Consider the following 19813-nt stretch of genomic DNA (forward strand, 5'->3'; position numbering starts at 1 on the left):
ATGGCGTTTGCGGATAAGATTCTCACGTTCTATCGTTCCCTGGAATTGCCCAATCTGCCGGCGGGGGTCGACGCCATGAATCCTTACCAGGATGCCACCGCCTATGACCTGAGCGAGCAGTTCTATCGTCGGTTCTATAGTGATGATAAACCGCGTCGCATTATTATGGGCATTAATCCCGGGCGCTTTGGCGGCGGGCTTACGGGCGTGCCGTTTACCGATCCCCTTAAACTGGAGCAGCGGTTTGGCATCAAGAACGATTTAAAAAAGAAAGTCGAGCTCTCGGCCGACTTTATCTATACCATGATCGATGCCTACGGTGGCCCGAAAAAATTCTATAGCCGTTATTATATCAACTCGGTGTGCCCCTTGGGGTTTGTCCGGGACGGCAAGAATCTCAACTACTACGATATACGCGAATTACAAGAGGCCATCGAGCCTTTTGTTGTCGACAGCATCCAACGTCAACTGGACTTTGGCATCGACCGCAAGGCGGCCTACTGCCTGGGCGAGGGGAAAAACTTTGCGTACCTCGACAAGCTCAACCGCCAGCATGGATTTTTTAAAGAGGTTGTGCCCTTGTCGCACCCACGGTTTATCATGCAGTACAAGCGAAAGCACATTCCGGCGTACGTGGCGGACTATTTGAAAAAATTGAAATAGCCTCCCCCGCTAATGAGTTCGTTTTGTTACGTCCTTTTCGGCTATCGGGTGACCGCTGCCGGACGCCCCCGTTCAGTTTTGAAGCGCCTGGAGATCCCGAGACCGGCAAAATCGCCGGAAAAGGCCGCTTTGGGCATGGCATTGATCTTGAAATGCAGTTCGCAATGGTCATGCTGCGAAACTATCTCAAAACCTCCGGGTCATGCTGAAGAACTATATCAAGATTGCGATCCGCTCCCTGCTGAAGTTCAAGGGGTATACGGCTATTAACCTGTTGGGGCTGGCGTTAGGGCTGACGGCGGGGATACTCATTTTACTCTATGTGCTGGACGAGGTTTCGTTTGACAAGTTTCATGCAAACCTCGACCGCCTCTACCGGGTCGAGACGTTATTCGCGACGACCGAAAGCGTCGGAAAAAAATCCTATGATGCCAACGGCTGGCCCATCGGTATGAAATTAAAGGATTATCCGGAGGTGGAGTCGGTATTGTATGCCAAAGACGCTTCGGGCTTGCTGATCGTCCACGACAACCAGCAGATCCAGCAAAAGCTATACTTCGCATCGCCGGAGTTTTTCCAGATCCTTTCTTTCCCTTTACTAAAAGGCGATCCGAGGAGGGCATTGGAAGCGCCTTACTCGATTGTGATCAGCGAGGCCATGGAAAAGAAGTATTTCCCGGGCGGCGATGCGCTCAACAAAACCCTGACACTCGCCGACTCCCTGACATTCGCGGTGACCGGCGTGATGAAAGACATCCCCGGCAATTCACACCTGCAAGCCGACATGGTACTGTCGTTCGCAACGTATCCGCTGCTGAACAGCGAGTTTTCCTACGAGGACGGCTGGGGCAACATCAACATCCAAAATTATATATTGCTCAAACCGGGTGTCGACGCCGAAGCGTTTCACCGAAAGGCCGCCGGCATCTATCAGGAGCACGCGGGAGAAGAGCTTAAAACCTGGGGTATTACCGCCAGTGTGCTTTTCCAACCTGTGCGCACGTTGTATCTCACGTCGCATACCAATAGCATCGGTCCGCTGGGCAGCCTCGACCGGCTTTACCTCGTTTCGGGCATAGCCGCATTTGTCATTCTGCTTGCCTGCATCAACTTCATCAACCTGACCACGGCACGGTCGGTATACCGCGCCAAAGAAGCGGGGCTGCGCAAAGTTGTCGGCTCCACGCGTTCCAACCTGATCTTTCAATTCCTCAGTGAATCGTTGTTGCTCACGTGCTGCGCCTTGCTGGTAGCCTTGATGCTGACGAGCATGATCCTGCCGGCCTTTAATTTTTTACTCCACAAACATTATACGCTCGCTGCCCTCGGATCACCCGCCGTCATGATTTGCATTGCCCTGCTGGTGCTGGTGGTCGCTACGCTGTCCGGTTATTATCCGGCCCTCGTATTATCGGGGTTACGTCCGGCAGACGTATTGAAAGGCAAAATGCAGTACTCTGTACGGGGCGTGCAACTGCGGCGTTCGTTGGTGGTTTTTCAATTTGTGATCTCTGTCGCATTGGTCCTGGGCACGCTCATTGTCATGGATCAGCTTCGCTACATGCAGGAGCAGTCGTTGGGCTTTACCACCGAAGAGGTGTTGATCATCGACGCGAGCGTGGTGCGCACGCCAAACCGCGCCGTATTCCAAACCTTCGGTGACAAGCTTCGCGCGCAGGCGGCGGTGAGCCAGGTGAGCTTTTCCAACGCCCTCCCCGGACGCCGCGGCTGGGCCGGCCAGGTAGCCTGGGCCGCCGAAGGACGCAGCGAAGATGCGGTGACGGTAGAGTATATCGCCGTGGACGAGCATTATGCCGCAGCGCTCGGACTTCAGGTGATCGCGGGAAATTATTTCGACCTGGAGCGTACCGCTGCCCTAAAAGACGGTTTGATATTAAATGAACGCGCCGTCGCCCAGTTCGGTTGGGCGTCGCCGGCAGACGCACTCGGCAAACGGATCGCTTCCCCCTCGGGCTATCCGGCAGGCGAAGTGGTGGGTGTGGTGCGTGATTATCATCAGGCGGGGCTTCAACACGCTATCGGTCCGATTGTCATGGATTACAACCCGCACGCCAGCGACCTCTATGCTATCCGCTTCCGGTCGGAGGATGCGGCGCAACTCACGGCCACCCTGCGTGCGCTCTGGGATGAGCAATTCGCCGGCCATACCTTTCACTATTCTTTTCTGCACGAAAGCTTCGAACGTCAATACGAGTCCGAGCAACGGCTGGCGCAGGTGTTTGGATTGTTCTCCGGTGTCACGGTGCTGATTGCCGTCAGCGGATTACTCGGCCTGGTGTCGTTTATGGTCGTCTCGCGCACGAAAGAGATCGGTGTGCGCAAGGTGCTGGGCGCGGGCGTGTGGAGCATTGCGCGCTTGTTGTCGCGGGAGTTCCTCGCGTTGGTCTTGCTGGCCAACGTCATTGCTATACCCCTGGTGTGGTTCATCGGACAACGCTGGCTGGAGGGTTTTGCCACGCGCGTGTCGCTGCATCCGGCAATCTTCGTGATCACGTTGATCATTGTCGCGGGGATTACCATTGTCACCATCAGTTTTCAAACCCTTCGCGCGGCGCTATCCAACCCGATAGATTCGCTGCGCCACGAATAATATATCCCGCTAACCCCTAACACTGTACGTCTATGTTTCTTCACCACATCCGCCTGGCATTCCGAACGCTCTTTCGCGACAAAATATACGCGGGCATCAATGTAGCCGGATTGGCGCTGGGCATTGCCGCTTCGGTCTTATTGTTACTCTGGGTTCAGGACGAGCTGAGCTTTGATCGGTTCCACCAAAACGGTTCCAACATTTACCTTGTCAACGCCAACTTCATCAACAGCGGCAACAAGATGACGTGGGAGACAACCCCTGGTCCGATCGGCACCCGCGGCAAACAAGAAATACCTGCCATACACGATGTCGTACGCCTGAAGCGGGATTGGAACACCACCATCTTCACCCATGGTACGCGCGAATTCACCGATGAGCGCGGAAGCTATGTCGATGAACATTTTTTTGACGTATTTGACTTCCCGCTGATCCACGGGAATCCCCGGAAACCTTTCCCTACGACACAGTCCATGGTGCTTACCGAAACCATGGCGAAGAAACTGTTTGGCGACGAAGAGCCTCTTGGCAAAACGGTACGCCTGGACGACAAAGATGAATTCACTGTCAGCGGCATCGTCGCGGACTTCCCCACCAACTCGACGATCCGGGCTTCGGCGCTATACCCCTTTGCCCGGCTGGTGGAGCGCTACGAAGCCAATGACTATTGGAAGTCGCTCGAAACCGACTGGGGCAACTATCATTATCATACCTACCTGCTGCTCGACCCACGCGCCACTGCCACCACCGTCGGCGAACAACTCACGGGCATCCATGCCAAAGCACAAGACGGCGCCAACGTGCATTATACCCTTCAGCCGCTGACAGACCTGCACCTCTACGCCCGCGACGGTCAGGAAACGGGCATGCAAACCGTCAAGATCTTTTCCCTTACCGCGCTGGCCATCCTCCTTATTGCCTGCATCAACTATGTAAACCTGGCCACGGCACGGTCTGCCAAGCGGGCGAAGGAAGTGGGTGTACGCAAAACGACGGGTGCGGACCGTCGGCGCCTGGTAAGCCAGTTCCTGACGGAGTCGGCGGTGTTGTCCGTGCTTGCGGTAGCCCTGGCATTTTTTATCATGCAGCTCACCATTCCGTTTTATAACATGCTGTCCGGCAAAGAGCTCTCCGTACGACTCGACAATCCGCAGGTGACCCTGCTCACGGGAGGTGTCCTGGTTGTCACCTGGCTGGTCTCCGGTTTTTATCCCGCGTGGGTATTGTCGGCGTTCAAGCCCATCGACGTGATCCGCGGCAAGCTCGCCATCAGCGGCGGCAATACGACCTTCCGCAAGGCGCTCGTAGTAACACAATTTGCGCTGTCGGCGATCATCATCATCGGCACCCTCGTGGTGGGTAATCAGTTACACTATATCCGCACAAAATCGTTGGGTTTCGACAAAGAGAATGTCTTTACGTTCGGGTTGGGCGGCGATATGTTTAAGAACATCGAAGGCGTGCGTGATGCGTTGAAACAAGACCCATCCGTTACCGACGTGTCATTCGCCAATCAGAACCTGATGTCGATCGGGTCCTCTACCGGCGACACCGACTGGGAGGGTAAAAACCCCGACGAAGGATTTATCATCCATCCGATGGGCGTTGACGAAACGTTCTTTAAGACACTCAACCTGGAGTTGGTACAAGGCCGCGGATTTACCGGCTCACCGGCCGACTCGGCGCACGTCATTCTCAACGAAACCACGGTGAAGAACGCCGGCATCACCGATCCCGTCGGCAAGACGTTTACCCTATTTCAGACAAAAGCCACCATCATCGGCGTGGTTAAAGATTTCCACCACAGTTCTGTCCGTAAGAAGATAGAGCCTACGGCCTTCTTCCATACTAAAAATTGGGTATGGCTGGTCTATGTGAAAACAACGGACCCTGCACGCGCCGTGGCCACTGCCGAGAAGCTTTGGAAGAAATACAATTCCAAGTATCCTTTCCACTATAATTTTATGGATGCCGAGTTTGATAAGATGTATCGCAGTGAGGCCCGCATGGAAAAACTGTTCTATGCGTTCTCGATCATCGCGATCTGTATTTCGTGTCTCGGGTTGTTTGGCCTGGTAACTTTCACGGCTTCCCAGCGCATCAAAGAAATCAGCATCCGCAAAGTGCTGGGCGCCTCCGTGCAGCAGATCGTCACGTTGCTTTCGCGCGACTTCATACGGTTGATCATCATTGCCTTTGTGCTGGCCGCGCCGATCTCGTGGTATGCCATGGACCGCTGGCTGGCGAACTTTGCGTATCACACAGAAGTGTCGTGGCACGTGTTTGTCGTCACCGGCATCGTGGTGGTCGCATTGGCATTCCTCACCATGAGTGTACAGGTCATTCGCGCCGCCCTGAGCAATCCTGCCAACTCGCTGCGGAACAACGAATAGGCGGAATCAGTGATTTGTGGTCATCCGGCGAATGTCGTTACTTCGGGCTTTCATTTTGTTCACTATGAAACGCACCGACCACATCCTGGCTTTTACCACCACCCTCCTGCGCGCGCCCGATGCCGACGTTGATCGCCTCCTCGCCACCCTGGAGAAGATCTACTCTTTGCAAGAACCGCGTAAGCCCGGCGCCGTGTCGCTTGGTGCTGAGCAAGATGATACCGAAGAAACGTTCGCGACATGGCTGCGTCGCCTGCGCAGCGAACACGTAAAGGACGTGCATGTATCGTACCACGCCTTCGACGAGCGCGACATGCCCGCGCACATGGCCGCGGCCTTTGCCGGTATACCCGACTTGCTACTGCGCGTAAAGACCGCACGCCGCACCCATGCATTTGCACTCAATACTTATTTCTGTCCGCAGTATGAGCTGACGCCTCAGCAGTTCATTACCCTGCTGGACAGTCAACCCGATAAAACACACCTCTGGAACCGTGCGGCCGAGCTCATCCTCGAATCCAACGGTATGAATAACCGCCGTGTATTTCCCCCGGAAGAAACACCGGCGTATTTACAAACAGCGGAAGGTCGCCAGGTGTTTGAGTACCTTGCGCCGGACCTGGTCAAAGAATTACAGATCGAGTGCACGGTGCGCGAGCAACCTTTTGTCATTCCGGAAGACTTCCAAGCGCTGTTTGTTAAATACGACTATTCCTTCTTCGACGATGACCGCGAATATGTATACCTCTATCCCTTGCGCGATGTATCGGCTCAAGAGATTCTCGACCTGGTACACGCACAGTCCTTCGGGTTATTGCTCTGGGAGACCTTAAACACCACCCTACAAGAGTATGATGACCCGGCCGTCTCTGTTGTCGCGCCGGAACAATGGGAGAAGACGTTGCGGGGTATGTCCCGCGAAGACCTGGAGCGCATTGTGCATCCGCTCTGCCGCAGCATTTGTACGCTGTGCGAAGCGGCGGGCGTTAAACCGATTATACCCGCTGCGTTGGCCGGGAGTTTTGGCCCGGACGAAGAAGAGCAGAAACGCTCGGCGGCACGATCAAAAGACAAAGACCGCTGGAATTTGCAGAGCACGCAAAACCCGTGGGAGCATTATGCATTTCGTCCGGTAGAAGATGCTCCGCGGTTTACGCCGGCATCCTTGTCGGAGTCACGAAAAGCGTTTCTAGAGGCCCTGAAAGCGATTCGTTTATTCGCGGGTGGTATAGACTCGCCGTTTGAAGAGGCTTTTGGGTTGAGCATGTTTGCGCTCCAATCATTCTCACCGGGGCGTTACGACGACGCGCATATTGCGTCGTTGGTGGCGGCGCTTTCGAAAGCAGGGTTTTCGGAGCAGGCGATCGAGAATTTCCGCCAGGCTACCTGGGTGGGTGAGCTTTGTACGGAGTTGGGTTGGGAGGCGTCGCGTACGCAGGGGATGCTGGCGGTGAAGTTTGCGGATGTGTTTGGTGGTATGGGGTCGTGGAATGATCAATATATTGAAGAGGATCATGAGACGTTTCAGAAGGTGTCGTCGGAGTTGTTTGAGGCGTTGAAGCGGTATCAGGCGTTGTTGTTGTGAAAAATCTGGCTCCGCACCTTCGCTTGCGCCCGGCGCTTTAGTAAGCATTCAGGACGACTTGGGGTTCCTCGGCAGTCTGAAGACTGCCATTCGTGTAGGCACAAGTCGCCCTCCCTTCGGTCGGAAGACCTTGCGCCAGCAATCTTAATCCGACGCTTCGCGCCGGCTATAGATAAAGCAAAAATTTTATCAAAACTCATGGGGGTATGGTGCGGGCTGGGTGTCTCAAGACAAACAACACAATACCCGCATGAAAATCCTCACACGTGTCTCCCTGCCCCTTCTCCTGGCAGGCGCGCTGGCGCTGCCGGCAGCTGCTCAGGAAGAAATACAAAAAGACCTGCATTCCTTTAACAAGGTCATCGCGTCACCGAAAGTGAACCTGATCCTGGAAGAAGGCGACCACGAAAGCATCCGCCTGGTATACCGGGGTGTATCGGCCGACAAGATCAATATTCGCGAACATGGCAGAACCCTGCACATCTATCTCGACGATGCCAAGATTACCGAAAAGATGGATCGCGTGCGTCGCCATAATAAACACAGCTACTACCGCGACGCCACCATTACGGCCTACGTCACGTACCGCTCGCTCCGTCACATCGAGATTCGCGGTGCTCAGGAGCTAACCTGTAAAAGTCCGCTGCATGCCGATAAGCTTGTGTTGAAAGCGTATGGCCAGAACGAGATCCGATTCGCATCGATTGAAACCCGGGACCTGCGCACCAGCTTGTATGGCGAGAATGATCTGAAGGTTCGCGGCGGCCGTGTTGAGTTTCAGAAATACCGGCTGTTTGGTGACAATAAGATCGATACACAGCCGTTGCGTAGTTATTCTACCACGACCAATATTTACGGTGAGAGTAAGGTGAAGGTGAGTGCTCAAGACGAGCTACGGATCAATTCTTTTGGCGAAGCGCGTGTGACGTATGATGGAACCGCGGAAGTAAGCAAGGGGTTGATGTTCGGGCATACGGAGATCCATCATTTGAAGTATTAAGAGTTTTTTAGAGAGGGGTTTGAAAAACAGTGTGAGGGTGACGCGAGAGCGGGGCCTTTGCGCTGTTTTTTTTGTTTGTGGCGGGGGTTGCGCTTGTAGTTGTTTCGCGCCTTCGCTTACGCTCGGCGCTTTCGTGGGCATTCTGTGCGCCTTGGGGTTGTCTCGTCAGTCTGAAGACTGACATTAGGGTAGGCACAAGTCGCCCTCCCTTCGGTCGGAAGACTCTTGCGCCAGCAAGTGCTGTCTGCTACTTCGTTGGCATGTTTAGCTTTTCGTGGGCGAAGTCTACCATTATGTCAAGCACTTTGTCCACGGCTTTTGATCGGAGGCCGCTGGCGATTACGTGGGCGCCGGCTTCGGGGATGGCTATGGCTTCTTTCAAGTTGTCGGGGGTTGCCAGTTGGGCGTTCATTTCGAGCATGGCGCTCACTTTTACTTCTTGGTCTTGCTCCGCTTCGTTTTTGTAATAATAAAGCGTCAGGGACGGTTGGTGGACTTTTTCGAAGGTTTCCGGTGTCATGGTGGTTTCGATCAGCTCTTCCAGCTGGGTTGTGGCTTCCAGCCGGTATTTCATGTACCAGTATTGGGCGCGTTCCGGCGGTACGATCGGAGGCGGTGTTTCGCCGTAGTGGCCGCCCATGACGGCACGGACGATGTAGAGTCCCCAGGGATTGTTTAGCAAGAATGCCGCGCTGTTGTTAATGGCGATGTTGGGTGACAGGTGGATGAGCGCCTGTACGTCCTGCGGAAATTCGGCGGCCAGCTTCAGGGCCAGTGTGCTGCCGGTGGAGCAGCCGACGAGGATCACCTTGTCGCCGAGTTGTTTGCCGATGGCCAGGGCCTGTTTGGCGCTGGTCCAGAGACGGTCGGGTGTCATATTGATCAGGGCTTCCGTTGTGTCCAGGCCGTGGTCGGCCAGGCGGGCCAGGTAGAGGTTGCAACCCATGGCGTTGGCAAATCGTTTGTGTACGGGGTCTCCTTCCATCTGGCTGGCGGTGAAGCCGTGCAGGTACACGACGGCCCAGGGCGTCTTTTTGTGTGTGCTGTCGTTCCAGACAATGCGCGCTTCGTTGTTGGGGCGCAGGGTGTGCGCGGCTTCGTTTGCAGCGACATATTGCTCCAGCGCTGTGGCTTCGGCCGGTACGGTGGGCAGCGTGGGTTCGTACACGGGGGTGGCGGGGGCAGGGCCGAGAAAATACAGGGCCACGATGATCAGCACCGGCGCTGTGAGCTTGATAAAACGTCTGGAGATCATACCGAATATTTTTCTAAAGATATTCTTTTCCTGACATGCGTCATAGTGCGACACGTTTGCGTACACGCACCATCACATCGGGAAATATATACCCCGACTAACGTCATCTTCTTTCGACCGGTGGCCGGCGGTCTCGTTGGCGTTGGTATCGTACGTCAGCGTCGTGCGACCGGTAGCGGTAACGTGTAGAGAAGTATATACAGGTTGTAACACCGAACGATCGGTCTATCCGCATTTGCCGCCGGAGACAGTACACGTTGCGAGTAGTGTAATGTTATACTCTTATCATTTTGTATCATATTTCTACAACATTTATCGGTTACGATAGAACTTTCCGGGGTATAGTTCCGTACTTAGTAGTGCGTACTTTTTATACCGGAAGAACAAACAATCCTTCCTCCAAAGAAATGCACGGCCTTCTCCTAAACTGCCAAACTTTCTTTACAACGCACACGCTGTATACCACATAAATACTAACGAACTATGGAATGGGCAACATTATATATAACCGGCAAGTCCGACTTCAGCCATGAAGTCCGGAAGCGGCTGGACCAGGCCCGCATAAAATATATGACGGGTTACATGGGCACCGGCAATGGTAAGCATGACATGTATTGGCTCGACGAGCGCGAGGACATCCGCGACGTCAAGGAGGCGATTGGCGGCAAGCTGATCTGGAAACACCGTTTGCGCTTTTACACAAACCTGGAAGCGTTCATGGAAGGCCGCACCCGAAAAGAAGCTTCGGAGTTTTCAACCGAGGAGCTCAACCTGATCCACTCCATGCAGGAGCTGGATATGGCCGCACACTAACCGGCTATATCAGAAACCAAACTTGAGGCCCTGTTTCAGGGCCTTTTCATATTTCCTTCTGTCAAATCGGTATAGGTACGGCGCTTTGTGGGCGCCGCCTGTTTTTCGTTCGTTCAGACGTTCCAGGATCCCAAACGCCAGCATCTTTTTCTGAAAATTCCGGCGGTCCAGCGACATGTCCAGGATCGTTTCATACAACCGCTGCAGCTCCGGCATGGTAAACCGCGCCGGCAACAGGTTCAGGCCGACCGGGTAGTCGTTCAGGCGCATGCGCAGTGTCTCCAACGCCTTTTCCAAAATGACGTTGTGATCGTAAATGAGGTCCGGCACGGCATGGATGTCGCACCAATGGCACTCATCCGTCAGGAGATCGGGCTGGGGTGTGACCTGCGAAAACTCCACCAGGGCGTAGTAGCCCACAGAAATAAAGCGGTCGTGCATCCAGCTGTCGGGTGGCATGGACCGGGGCCATAAAAACTGCTCTTTATGGCGCTCGCGCGCGGGATCGCCAAAGGTGTGAAACTGCTGAAGGTAAATGTCTTGCAGGCCGGTGCGTTCCCGCAGGATGCGGGCGGCGGCCGTGTCGAGCGAGTCTTCCTTGCGTACAAAGCCGCCCGGCAGGCACCATTGGCCGTTTTCCTTCCATTTTAACAGCAATACTTTCAGCTGCTCGTCATGAAAACCCATGATGACGCAGTCAATCGAGAGATGCCGCAAATACACCTCGTGCCCCTTTTCCACGAACTCGTTCAGCTCCATGCTGCTAAAATAAATACTCCAATGTGTATTTCATACGCAACGAAGAAATAGGTATCATTGTGTTACTGCGACACAATAACCCAATCATGACACGTACCCACGCTCTACTGCTTTTGTGCGTCCTGCCGCCATTGTTGCTGGCAGGTGCTTCCGCCTGGCGGACCCTACCCGATCGGCCGCCGTACCGCGACCTCAATAAGAACGGCAAAATGGATGTCTATGAAGATGCTTCCCAGCCTGTGGAGAAACGCGTAGACGATCTGCTGCGCCAGATGACGCTGGAAGAAAAAGCGGGACTGCTCTTTATCAACGGCGCCCGCATCAACGACGACGGCTCGCTCGACGACCGCCCCGGCAAAGGGCCTTTTGCCTTCGCACCACAAGCGGCCAGGCTGATTCTCGAACAACGCATGAATCACATCAATGTCTGGGCCGTGCCGGGCAAACGGGCGCTGGCGACGTGGTCTAACAATATTCAAAAGCTCGCCGAAGAAAAGACGCGGCTGGGCATTCCGGTCACGGTGGCATCTGATCCCCGCAACGCCTTTAGCGAAGCGCTGTTCGCCGTCGCGGCCAATGACTTTTCGCAGTGGCCGGAGCAGCTTGGCTTTGCTGCCATCGGCGACGAAGCCCTCATGCGGCAACACGGCGACATCGCCCGGCAGGAGTATCTGGCCGTCGGCATTCGCGAAGCGTTACACCCCATGGCCGATCTCGCCACCGAGCCGCGCTGGCCGCGGGTCAGCGGTACGTTCGGTGAAGATGCGCAGCTGTCGTCGCGTATGGTGAAAGCCTATATCCTCGGCTTTCAAGGCGCCACACTGGGTCCGGAGGGTGTTGCCTGTATGACCAAACACTTTACCGGGGGCGGTCCGCAGAAAGAGGGGTTGGACCCGCACTTTGAATTTCAGAAAGGACAGGTATATCCCGGCAACAACTTTCAGTATCACATCATTCCCTTTGAAGGCGCGTTCGCCGCACACACGGCCGCCATTATGCCGTATTACGGCGTGCCGAAAGGTCAGACAAAAGAAGATGTAGCCTTTGCTTATAACAAAGAGATCATCACCGGACTACTCCGCGAAAAGTATCACTATGACGGCGTGGTTTGTACCGACTGGGGGCTTGTGACCGATGCCCATATGGGTCCGGTGGTATGGCCCGCCCGCGCCTGGGGGGCAGAACACCTGAGTGAAGAGGAGCGTGTACTGAAAATTATCGAAGCCGGCGTAGACCAGTTTGGCGGCGAGCAATGCACACACCACGTGGTAAACCTGGTGATGCGCGGCAAGCTGCCGATGGCGCGCGTGGATGTTTCGGCACGACGCCTGCTGCGCCAGAAGTTTGTACTGGGATTATTCGACAATCCCTATGTCGATGTTGAGAAGGCCGTGCAGACGGTGGGGAACGAAGCATTAAAACAGGCGGGCGAAGTGGCCCAGCGGCGATCCATCACACTGCTCAAGAACGATAAAATAAAAGGACGCAAAGTATTGCCATTAGCCACCGGCAAGCTGAAGCTGTATGTACGCAACGTCAACCCCGAAACGGCTGCCCGCTATGGCACCGTGGTGAATCGTCCGGAAGAAGCAGATATCGCCATCGTTCGCCTGCGCACACCGTGGTATGCCGTGCAGACTGACAACCCGATGGCCAAACTCTTCCACCATGGCGACCTCGACTTTAAAGGTGCCGAAAAGGACAGCATCCTGGCCCTGCTCAAACAAGTGCCGACCGTAGTCGACCTGTATATCGACCGGCCCGCTGTCATTCCCGAAATCAACGCTGCGGCCCGCGCCCTCGTGGCGAACTACGGCGCCAGCGACGCTGCCTTGTTGGATGTACTCTTTGGCAAGGCACGCCCGGAGGGGAAACTTCCCTTTGAGCTTCCGTCGTCCATGGAGGCTGTGCGCCAACAGAAAGAAGACCTTCCACACGATTCGGCTAAGCCGCTTTATCCTTTTGGCTTCGGCCTCGCATATTAATCCAAGTTAACCAGTCATGTACCCATGAGAAATCTCTTTGCGTCTTCGCGGAAACTATTTTCCGCCCTCCTTACTTTTATCTGCCTCGTGGCGGTAACCGGCGCCTGCAAACGGCAGCCGGACGAGCCCACGCGTGTACTCGTATTTTCCAAGACCACGGTCTTCCGGCACGAGTCGATCGGCGCCGGCATCGAAGCGATTCGGAAGCTCGGACAGCGGCATAACTTTGTTGTCGATACCACCGAGAACGGCGCGGCTTTTCACGAAGAAAACCTGAAGCGTTACAAGGCCGTCATTTTCCTCAGCACCACGGGCGACGTGCTCAATGCCGAGCAGCAAAACAACTTCGAGCGTTACATCCAGGCCGGCGGTGGTTACCTGGGCATCCATGCGGCCTCCGATACCGAATACGACTGGCCCTGGTACGGTAAGCTGGTGGGCGCATATTTCACCAGTCACCCCAACGCACCGAACGTACGCAACGCCATCTTTCATGTAGCCGATAAAAATAATCCCGCTACCGATTCCCTGCCCGACCCGTGGAAACGCGATGACGAGTTTTATAACTTCAAAGACATCAACCCCGATGTAAAGGTGCTGTTGACGATCGACGAGAAGTCGTACGAAGGCGGCACCAACGGCGACTACCATCCCATGGCCTGGTATCATCATTACGACGGAGGTCGCGCGTTTTATACCGCCCTCGGCCACACCGACGAATCGTTTTCCGATCCTTTGTTCCTGCACCACTTATGGGGTGGCTTGCAGTTTGTGCTCGGCGGCGACGAGCCGCTGAACTACAAGACTGCACACACGCTGCGCATGCCCGAGGAAAACCGCTTTACCAAAGTGGTATTGGATGAGAAGCTCAACGAGCCTGTGGAGCTTGCCATCCTGCCCGGCGACGACATCCTGTTTGTCGAGCGTCATGGTGCTGTAAAGCTTTACAGCCAAAAAGAAAAGAAGACCAAGGTCATTGCCACTATTGCCGTCAGTACCAAGTATAAAGACAAAGAAGGCAAGGAGAGCGAAGCGGAAGACGGCTTGCTGGGCGTGGTGCTCGATCCGGCCTTTGCTACCAATCATTGGGTATATCTTTATTATTCCGATCCCGGAAACGAGCCCAAGAACGTGCTGGTGCGCTATGAGCTGCGCGGCGAGAAACTGATCGAGGAATCGAAAAAAGTTCTCCTGGAAGTGGCTGTGCAACGCGAGCAGTGCTGCCATACCGGCGGCTCCATGGCCTTTGATGCGAAGGGAAATCTATACCTCTCTACGGGCGACAACACCAGTCCCCGTGCCACGGCTTATGCGCCGATAGACGAGCGACCTGATCGCAGTCCGTGGGATGCACAGAAGTCGTCGGCCAATACCAACGACTTGCGCGGTAAGATCCTGCGCATTCACCCGGAAGCCGACGGCACCTATACTGTGCCCGACGGCAACCTGTTTCCGAAAGGCACCGCGCAGACGCGCCCGGAGATTTACGTCATGGGCAACCGGAATCCGTACCGCATAGACTTCGACAAAAAGACCGGTTATCTCTACTGGGGTGATGTGGGTCCGGATGCCGGCAAGGACTCTACCACGCTCGGGCCACGCGCATATGATGAGATCGGCCAGGCCCGCGGTCCGGGTTTCTATGGCTGGCCCTATTTTGTCGGCGACAACAAAGCCTACTTCGACTACGACTTTGCCGCCAACAAAACCGGCGCGAAGTTCGATCCGGCCAGGCCACGCAACGAATCGCCCAACAATACCGGTCTGAAAGACCTGCCTGCCGCGCAGAAGGCATTCATCTGGTATCCTTACGATGCCTCGCCCGAATTCCCGCTGCTCGGCACCGGCGGACGTACGGCCATGGCCGGTCCGGTATATTATACCGAAGACTTTACCCATGCACCGCGCGCTTTTCCAGAATACTACAACGGCAAGCTGTTCATTTACGAGTGGATGCGCGGTTGGATTATGGCTGTTACCATGGACAAAGAAGGCAACTATGTTTCGATGGAACGTTTTATGCCGAGTCACCGCTTCAGCAATCCCATGGACATGGCCTTTAGTCCCAGTGGCGATCTCTATATACTCGAGTACGGCACGGCCTGGTTCCAGGGCAACGATGACGCACGCCTCGTGCGCATTGAATATAACGGAGGAAACCGCAAGCCGCATATCCGCATGGCGGCAGACCATACACGCGGCGCCGTACCCTTCACCGTCAATCTCACGTCGGAAGGCACAAAGGACTACGACCACGACGACCTGACCTACGCCTGGAAGATTACCGCGGCCAATGGCCAGGAGGTAGCGACGCAGAAAGGCGCGACTTCGTCTGTGACGCTGGACAAAGCGGGCGTTTATAAAGCCGCGCTGACTGTCACCGATGCGAAGGGTGATACGGCTGCTGCCACGATAACGCTGGAGGCCGGAAACGATCCGCCGCAGTTATCATTCAACATCACAAAAGGCAACACTAGCTTCTTCTTCCCGGGCAAGCCGTTTGATTACGAAGTAAAAGTAACGGACAAGGAAGACGGCAGCACCGAGGCGGGCAGCATCACGGCTGACAATGTTTCCCTGTCGATAGACTACCTCGAAGGGTTTGACAAGATCGCGGTGGCGCAGGGTCATCAGGCGGCGGATCAGGCGGCCGCCGTTGCCGTTGGCAAGCAGCTCATGGACAACAGCGATTGTAAATCGTGTCACATCATCGACAAAAAATCCATTGGTCCGCGTTACCTGGATGTAGCGGCCAAGTATAAAAACGATCCGAAAGCGCTCGACTACCTCACGGACAAGATCATCGCCGGGGGTGGCGGTGTGTGGGGCGAGACGGCCATGGCGGCGCACCCCCAGTTGAAAAAGCCAGACGTACAAGAGATCGTGAAGTACATCCTCAGTTTGGGTAACGCCCCCGGTCCGGTATTGCCGATCCAGGGCACGTATACACCTACCTTGCCGAAGGGCGCGCCCGGTCAGGGTGCGGTCATCCTGCGTGCCGCGTATACCGACCACGGCGCGAACGGTATTGCCCCGATCACGTCCGAGAAGACGATGACCCTGCGCAGCGCCACGGTCATGGCCGGCGACGCCGACCAGTGGGACAAAGTACAGAAATATAAAATGCCCGACCCGCCCATCGAGCTGATGATCGGCTCGTCCAAAGGCGCCCACCTTATCTTCAAACAAGTAGACCTGACCGACATCAGCGCCATTACCTTTGTGGCCATGGCGCCGGAAAATATGCTGGGTGCTGCCGGTGGCACCGTAGAGGTGCGCCTGGATTACCCGGGGGGTGAAGTCGTGGGCGAATCGCCGATGATCAAGCCGGTGGTCATGGACCTTATGGGCAAAACACCGCCTAAACCGACCATCGTTACCGCGCCGCTGAAACCCACGAAGGGCAAACACGATCTGTATTTTATGTATAAGAATGAAAAAGCCGATGCGACGCAGGCAAGATTCATTCTGATAAACATAATTTACCATTAACTTTAACTCCACTCCCCCCGACAGGTGGGGGGGCGGATACTATAACTGATACGCATGAACCTACGCACCATTCTCACAACCCTTACGCTAGCAGCGTTGCTGCTGCCGGCGGCCCGTGCCCAAAAGCTGGCGCCCGGTCCCCAGGTAATGACCTTCTTCTCATCCATCGATGACACCGAGCAGCCGTACGGCCTGTACCTGCCGCCGAACTACGACGAAACCAAAAAATACCCGCTGGTCATGATGTTGCACGGCGCCGGCTCGAACCATCGCCTGTCGCTGCGGCGCGTCTTTGGCAAGAGCAACGCCAACGGCGAGAACGACGTAGAGGCTACGCTCTATTTTCCGAAGTGGAAGGACGTCGACTACATTGTTGCCAGCCCTTATGCCCGCGGTACGATGGGCTACCAGGGCGTAGCCGAGCACGATGTTTACGACGTGCTGGCGGATGTAAAAAAACGCTTTAGCATCGACGAAGACCGCACCTACCTCACGGGCCTCTCCATGGGCGGCGGCGGCACCCTGTGGATCGGTCTGACACACCCCGACATCTGGGCGGCGATGTTCCCTGTCTGCCCTGCACCACCCCGAGGCACCGACGACCTCGCCGGCAATGCGCTGAATGTGCCGATGTTTTTTCACCACGGCGACCAGGACAGTGCCGTACCGGTGGCGGTATCGCGCGAGTGGACCAAGAAGCTGAAGGAGCTTGGCGTCAACGTGGAGTATACCGAATACCCCGGCGTGAACCACAACAGCTGGGAGAATGCCTATAAAGACGAAGCCGCCTTCGATTGGTTCAAGAAATATACCCGTCAGAAATTCCCGGACCGCGTGCTATACAATTCACGCAACTACAAGTATAACCACGCTTATTGGGTAACGCTCGATCAACTTACGCCCGGCACATTGGCGACAATCGACGCTGCGTTTACAGCGCCCAACCAGCTTACTATCAAGACCACGGCGCTTGGTGCTTTCACGCTACAACTGACTGGCCACCCGAAGTTCGATGCCGCGAAGCCTTTACAGGTGACGCTCGATGGGAAGAAGGTTAAAGTAACCACGGCTCCTACCCTCTCGTTTCAGCTGCAAGCGGGCAAGTGGGTCGCTACAAAATACGAAGCACCGGCCGCTGCGAAGAAGCCGGGCGCCGAGGGTCCCATCAGCGCTGCCTTTGGCGAACGTCATGTATATGTGTATGGCACTGCGGGCAACCCATCGGAAGCCGAGCTGAAAGCGCGCATGGACATTGCGACGCAGGCTGCCAACTGGTCGGTATATCGCAATGCATTCCTGGGGCGAATCATGGTGTTCCCTCGTGTCGTGTCCGACAAGGAGGTACGCCCCAGTGATTTTCAAAGCAGTAATCTCATACTCTTCGGTACGCGGGAAACCAATACATTGGTAGAGAAGTATAGCGACCGGTTGCCGGTGGAGCTGAAAGCCGGCACTACCGACTATGGATTGTTCTACGTGTTGCCGATCGACGGCCGCTATGTAGTCATCAACTCCGGATTGCCCTGGTGGGCTATGAACAAACAAACGCAGTTTGCTTTCGCACCTGTGGCTGTCGCTACGCTTGGTGAGTTTAAGGACTTTGCGTTGTTCAAAGGTAGCCCGGGCACTATCGTTTCCGACGGATACTTTGATAATAACTGGAAACTAGCGGACGCTGAACGCGCGAAGCTTGAAGCGAGCGGGGTGGTGACGTTGAAGAAGTAAGATCAAATACATACAATAATCATGCGGGGAGCTTTTAATGGCTCCCCGTTTTATTTATAGCTATCGCCGGTGACGCACCTCCGCTTCGGAAGTCTGAAGACTTCCATCGGTGTAGGCACAAGTCTCCGCCCCGCGGCGGGGCTAAGACTTGCGCCAGCGTTTAGAGCTCCGTTTTTACACTTCCCTCCGTCTATAATGTTGTGCTGTAATGCCGCAGGGGAAGGGTGACGATTTTATGAGCTTAAAATTCTGTGTTGTTGTCAGATTATGAAAGATCGGCAGTCCTTTGCCGATGGCCACGGAATCCACCAGGAGGTGATAATCGTCAATCAGGTCATACCGGATCAGGGCGGATACAAAATTTGCACCGCCGTATACCAGCATGTCTTTGCCTGGTTGTTTTTTTAGCTTCGTGATTTCTTCTACCAACTCACCTTTTGCCAGCGTGGTATTTTCCCAGGGCGATGTTGAGAGTGTTTTGGTGAAGACTATTTTCGACGTTGTATTGATTTTTTCGGCACCCTCCTCCTGTGGGTGCGATGCCCAGTACGGTATTAGTCCTTCCGCGAGCTTGCGGCCCAGCAGGATGCAGTCGACCGGGTCGGTGATGTCGCGCACGTGTTGCTTTAACCCTTCGTCCCAATCGGACGTCATCCAATCCATCTCACCCGCCGGGCCGGCGATGAAGCCATCGATTGTGATCTGCATTTGTAGTTTAAGCTTTCGCATCGTGTAGTGTTTTCCTGAAACCTAATTAATCATGCCCGTTGAATCAGTGTGAGAGCGAGAGCGAAGAAAACGGCGTATTCGTAACCACGCACCTACAATGCTACCTTTTTCCTGCTCCGTAACCACCCACCAATCCAGGCACTTGGCCACCCCAGTACAACCAGCGAAACCGGATACCAGTGCGGCGGTATATGCCACATCACAATGGCGCCCACAATTCCCAGCACAAAACCTACGCCCGCCAGGATCATGGCATGCTTCATCGGCTTGTCCGGCGCCAGCGCTGCCGTGATATAGGCTCCGATGGCCACGTATAGCTGCCGGTAGAGCACCACCAACAGAATGAAGCCGGTGCCGTTATCCGCAAAGGGCTGCTTCATGATGCCGGTGCCTTCCAGTAAGGCATCCGTCGCGCCCGAGAGCACAAAGACCGCGGCCAGTCCGGCCAACACGGCGCCAATACTTTTGAGTGTTTTCATAGAAGTTGGAGTTTATACAAACTTACGATACTACGCGATCCACCGGACGCGGCATTTGTGACAACTATGGGCGGTGTTTAGGACAACCCTATACCAAAATCACGTTGTTGAAACAGCGGGTAGAATAGGCCCCGTGGCCGGAACGGGTGCTATTTGGATGCGTGGTATACTTTACTGGCAATGACGATGTGGGTATTGTGTGTTTATGGTTGTGTAGGTTACGACGGTACCGTGGGGGAGTCGGAAGACTCATATCTTTGGAAATAGAATCAGAACAGTTATTTTTTGTCAATACTAGCCGGTGGGGTACCTATTCGTAAGACT

General features: G+C 55.0%; 14 protein-coding genes. 9 read left to right on the plus strand and 5 right to left on the minus strand.

What is annotated here, in order from left to right:
• The 5 genes from KK062_RS20580 (at position 1) to KK062_RS20600 (ending at position 8252) form a co-directional block, all read left to right on the plus strand.
• On the plus strand, positions 1 to 663 hold the full coding sequence (locus KK062_RS20580; RefSeq protein WP_254086230.1) for a uracil-DNA glycosylase family protein: 663 nt from the start codon (positions 1 to 3) through the stop codon (positions 661 to 663).
• 202 nt (positions 664 to 865) lie between these two features.
• The gene (locus tag KK062_RS20585) at positions 866 to 3274 is read left to right on the plus strand and encodes an ABC transporter permease (RefSeq protein WP_254086231.1); all 2409 of its coding nucleotides are present in this window, start codon (positions 866 to 868) and stop codon (positions 3272 to 3274) included.
• A gap of 32 nt (positions 3275 to 3306) precedes the next feature.
• The gene (locus tag KK062_RS20590; RefSeq protein WP_254086232.1) at positions 3307 to 5667 is read left to right on the plus strand and encodes an ABC transporter permease; all 2361 of its coding nucleotides are present in this window, start codon (positions 3307 to 3309) and stop codon (positions 5665 to 5667) included.
• A gap of 64 nt (positions 5668 to 5731) precedes the next feature.
• On the plus strand, positions 5732 to 7252 hold the full coding sequence (locus KK062_RS20595; RefSeq protein ID WP_254086233.1) for a hypothetical protein: 1521 nt from the start codon (positions 5732 to 5734) through the stop codon (positions 7250 to 7252).
• Between the two features lie 250 nt (positions 7253 to 7502).
• Positions 7503 to 8252: a GIN domain-containing protein gene (locus tag KK062_RS20600; protein ID WP_254086234.1), complete on the plus strand. Its 750-nt coding sequence runs from the start codon at positions 7503 to 7505 to the stop codon at positions 8250 to 8252.
• Between the two features lie 247 nt (positions 8253 to 8499).
• Here KK062_RS20600 and KK062_RS20605 read toward each other — a convergent pair whose 3' ends face one another.
• Both KK062_RS20605 and KK062_RS20610 read right to left on the minus strand, forming a co-directional pair.
• A complete protein-coding gene (locus KK062_RS20605; protein ID WP_254086235.1) occupies positions 8500 to 9507 on the minus strand; it encodes an alpha/beta hydrolase in 1008 nt (335 codons plus the stop codon).
• A gap of 72 nt (positions 9508 to 9579) precedes the next feature.
• Positions 9580 to 9720 carry a hypothetical protein gene (locus tag KK062_RS20610; RefSeq protein WP_254086236.1) on the minus strand — a complete coding sequence of 47 codons (141 nt, stop codon included), beginning with the start codon at positions 9718 to 9720 and terminating at the stop codon, positions 9580 to 9582.
• Between the two features lie 270 nt (positions 9721 to 9990).
• On the opposite strand from KK062_RS20610, the gene KK062_RS20615 reads away from it, so the two are divergent.
• Positions 9991 to 10320, plus strand: coding sequence for a hypothetical protein (locus tag KK062_RS20615; RefSeq protein WP_254086237.1), 330 nt, complete (start codon positions 9991 to 9993; stop codon positions 10318 to 10320).
• Positions 10321 to 10329: 9 nt separating this feature from the next.
• On the opposite strand, the gene KK062_RS20620 is transcribed toward KK062_RS20615, so the two are convergent.
• Complete coding sequence (locus tag KK062_RS20620) at positions 10330 to 11079, minus strand: NUDIX hydrolase (protein ID WP_254086238.1); 750 nt, start codon at positions 11077 to 11079, stop codon at positions 10330 to 10332.
• 86 nt (positions 11080 to 11165) lie between these two features.
• Here KK062_RS20620 and KK062_RS20625 point away from each other — a divergent pair, with 86 nt between their 5' ends.
• The 3 genes from KK062_RS20625 to KK062_RS20635 are packed head-to-tail and all read left to right on the plus strand — an operon-like array spanning position 11166 to position 18281.
• Positions 11166 to 13064, plus strand: coding sequence for a glycoside hydrolase family 3 protein (locus KK062_RS20625; RefSeq protein WP_254086239.1), 1899 nt, complete (start codon positions 11166 to 11168; stop codon positions 13062 to 13064).
• Positions 13065 to 13088: 24 nt separating this feature from the next.
• The gene (locus KK062_RS20630) at positions 13089 to 16556 is read left to right on the plus strand and encodes a ThuA domain-containing protein (protein WP_254086240.1); all 3468 of its coding nucleotides are present in this window, start codon (positions 13089 to 13091) and stop codon (positions 16554 to 16556) included.
• Positions 16557 to 16610: 54 nt separating this feature from the next.
• Positions 16611 to 18281 carry a carboxylesterase family protein gene (locus KK062_RS20635; RefSeq protein WP_254086241.1) on the plus strand — a complete coding sequence of 557 codons (1671 nt, stop codon included), beginning with the start codon at positions 16611 to 16613 and terminating at the stop codon, positions 18279 to 18281.
• A 174-nt stretch (positions 18282 to 18455) separates the two neighbouring features.
• On the opposite strand, the gene KK062_RS20640 is transcribed toward KK062_RS20635, so the two are convergent.
• Together KK062_RS20640 and KK062_RS20645 are read right to left on the minus strand one after the other, a co-directional pair.
• Positions 18456 to 19010, minus strand: coding sequence for a dihydrofolate reductase family protein (locus KK062_RS20640; protein ID WP_254086242.1), 555 nt, complete (start codon positions 19008 to 19010; stop codon positions 18456 to 18458).
• Positions 19011 to 19102: 92 nt separating this feature from the next.
• Positions 19103 to 19489 (minus strand): hypothetical protein, encoded by a 387-nt coding sequence (locus KK062_RS20645; RefSeq protein ID WP_254086243.1) that lies wholly within the window; start codon positions 19487 to 19489, stop codon positions 19103 to 19105.
• Between the last annotated feature and the right edge of the window lie 324 nt (positions 19490 to 19813).

The organism is Dawidia cretensis, from assembly GCF_018598175.1.
Lineage (GTDB): Bacteria > Bacteroidota > Bacteroidia > Cytophagales > Cyclobacteriaceae > Ohtaekwangia > Ohtaekwangia cretensis.

Bases quoted from the DNA above. Each gene is read 5' to 3' on its own strand.
- KK062_RS20630 (WP_254086240.1), top strand. From the start codon at position 13,089: ATGAGAAATCTCTTTGCGTCTTCGCGGAAACTATTTTCCGCCCTCCTT.
- KK062_RS20625 (WP_254086239.1), top strand. From the start codon at position 11,166: ATGACACGTACCCACGCTCTACTGCTTTTGTGCGTCCTGCCGCCATTG.
- KK062_RS20645 (WP_254086243.1), bottom strand. From the start codon at position 19,489: ATGAAAACACTCAAAAGTATTGGCGCCGTGTTGGCCGGACTGGCCGCG.
- KK062_RS20590 (WP_254086232.1), top strand. From the start codon at position 3,307: ATGTTTCTTCACCACATCCGCCTGGCATTCCGAACGCTCTTTCGCGAC.
- KK062_RS20600 (WP_254086234.1), top strand. From the start codon at position 7,503: ATGAAAATCCTCACACGTGTCTCCCTGCCCCTTCTCCTGGCAGGCGCG.
- KK062_RS20640 (WP_254086242.1), bottom strand. From the start codon at position 19,010: ATGCGAAAGCTTAAACTACAAATGCAGATCACAATCGATGGCTTCATC.
- KK062_RS20605 (WP_254086235.1), bottom strand. From the start codon at position 9,507: ATGATCTCCAGACGTTTTATCAAGCTCACAGCGCCGGTGCTGATCATC.
- KK062_RS20615 (WP_254086237.1), top strand. From the start codon at position 9,991: ATGGAATGGGCAACATTATATATAACCGGCAAGTCCGACTTCAGCCAT.
- KK062_RS20595 (WP_254086233.1), top strand. From the start codon at position 5,732: ATGAAACGCACCGACCACATCCTGGCTTTTACCACCACCCTCCTGCGC.
- KK062_RS20580 (WP_254086230.1), top strand. From the start codon at position 1: ATGGCGTTTGCGGATAAGATTCTCACGTTCTATCGTTCCCTGGAATTG.
- KK062_RS20585 (WP_254086231.1), top strand. From the start codon at position 866: ATGCTGAAGAACTATATCAAGATTGCGATCCGCTCCCTGCTGAAGTTC.
- KK062_RS20620 (WP_254086238.1), bottom strand. From the start codon at position 11,079: ATGGAGCTGAACGAGTTCGTGGAAAAGGGGCACGAGGTGTATTTGCGG.
- KK062_RS20635 (WP_254086241.1), top strand. From the start codon at position 16,611: ATGAACCTACGCACCATTCTCACAACCCTTACGCTAGCAGCGTTGCTG.